Annotated in this window: 2 protein-coding genes; one reads left to right on the top strand and one right to left on the bottom strand. The window is 64.5% G+C overall.

The window, feature by feature from the left end:
• Window positions 1–414, top strand: a 414-nt coding sequence (locus C7G61_RS42675) for a reverse transcriptase N-terminal domain-containing protein (RefSeq protein WP_190242278.1), incomplete at its 5' end; no start/stop codon positions are given.
• Between the two features lie 11 nt (window positions 415–425).
• Here the strand turns inward: C7G61_RS42675 and C7G61_RS45450 are convergent.
• Window positions 426–1536 (bottom strand): MerR family transcriptional regulator (locus tag C7G61_RS45450; protein WP_108523407.1); only part of this gene is annotated, 1111 nt, incomplete at its 5' end.

Here is a 1536-nt window from a genome sequence, read left to right on the forward strand (position 1 = left end):
GCGAAGCTGCTGGCGATCCGACAGGTCACCCAACGCAATGCGGGCAGGAACACTCCCGGGATTGACGGCGTGGTGTGTCGGACGCCGCAGGACCGGGTGGCGCTGTTGAAGAGCGGTCTGGACCTCAAGGGCTACAAACCTCAACCAGTGCGTCGGGTCTATATCCCGAAGGCATCAGGAGGCACGCGCGGCCTCGGGGTTCCGACCGTCAAGGACCGTGTCCTGCAGGCTGTCGTCAAACTGGCGCTCGAACCCGAATGGGAGACGCGCTTCGAGGCGAACAGCTACGGGTTCAGGCCCGGACGGTGTACGATGGATGCGATCGAGGCGGTGTTCATTGCGCTCGGCCAGCAAGGATCGAGTCGGTGGATCCTCGATGCGGACATCAGCGGCTGCTTGGATCCCGCTTCATAATGCCCCCTGGTTCATGAGGTCTGCTCGAAGAGCCCCCGCTGATGGTCTATCACTTTGACGCGTAGACCTTTTTGTCTCCCTTTGGTGACGTGCACTGCTTCGATCTCGCCACACTTGACACGCTGCAACACGGTTTGGCGCGAGACGCCGAGTCTGCCCATGGCCTCCCGCATGGTCACGAAGCCGTCGTCGACCTTCCCGCTAAAACGGGCGATGAGGTCATCGGTCACGCGGATCCGCCAGGGCGCGCCCGGTGTCAGCTGCTCTCCGGGAATCATGCCGGCATTGAGCCATCGATGCAGGGTCGAAGGAGCGACGGCGAGCACTTCGGCGGCCTTCTTGATCGTCATGACCTCGCCTTCGGAAGCCGGCTTCGATTCGAAGCACGGGATGTCCCAATGCCGCCGCAGATTGCCGACACGATTAGCCTCGAAGCGGTGACCACGCGCGGTCCTTCGACCCTGGCGATTGAGAATGCCGGCGATCACCGTGTCGGGGTAGAGGGCCGCAAGGCGTCGGACAAGTTCGATTGTGTCCTCGTCGGTCCGAACGGTCGCAGGTCGCGACCGCGGCAGAGGCACGTCGAGATCGATCAGCGCCCCGCCTTTCCAGCGCAGCGTGACATGCGCAGCCGCCTTATCGCGGTTGACTGTGAGGATGACCTCTTCGATGAGCGCCCGCAGGAGTTCCTTGCGGTCACGGGATGTCGTGGTCGGCGCCTGCCAGACGGTCGCAAGGTCAGCTCCAAGGGCGAGCAGGCGCTCGCGGTCCTCTTGCCCCAAGACACGGGGGCGCTGCCGTTCGCGTCGGGCGAGTTCGCTCTTCGCGGTCTCAAGGTCTGACAAGCGCTGCTCCCACTCGTGCTCGAGTCCCCGGGCGACAAGCCGGTTGTCGGGGTCGACAGCCCGATAACGCCGCTCGGCGCGGCTCGCCTCATAGGTCGCCCGCTCGACGCCAAGGCGCCATTGCTTGAGGGCGGCTTGCGTGTCGACCTCGAGGCGCTCGGCAGCGGCTATTGTGGCGGCCAGTTTAGCCGGCTCGAGCGCGGCCAGGAAACTCTGGATGACTGCATCGTCGATCTGGACGCCGCCGATGTTGAGGCAGTAAACGCCACGACCCTCG

The sequence above is a fragment of the Bradyrhizobium algeriense genome, assembly GCF_003062295.1.
In the GTDB taxonomy this organism is placed as follows: domain Bacteria; phylum Pseudomonadota; class Alphaproteobacteria; order Rhizobiales; family Xanthobacteraceae; genus Bradyrhizobium; species Bradyrhizobium algeriense.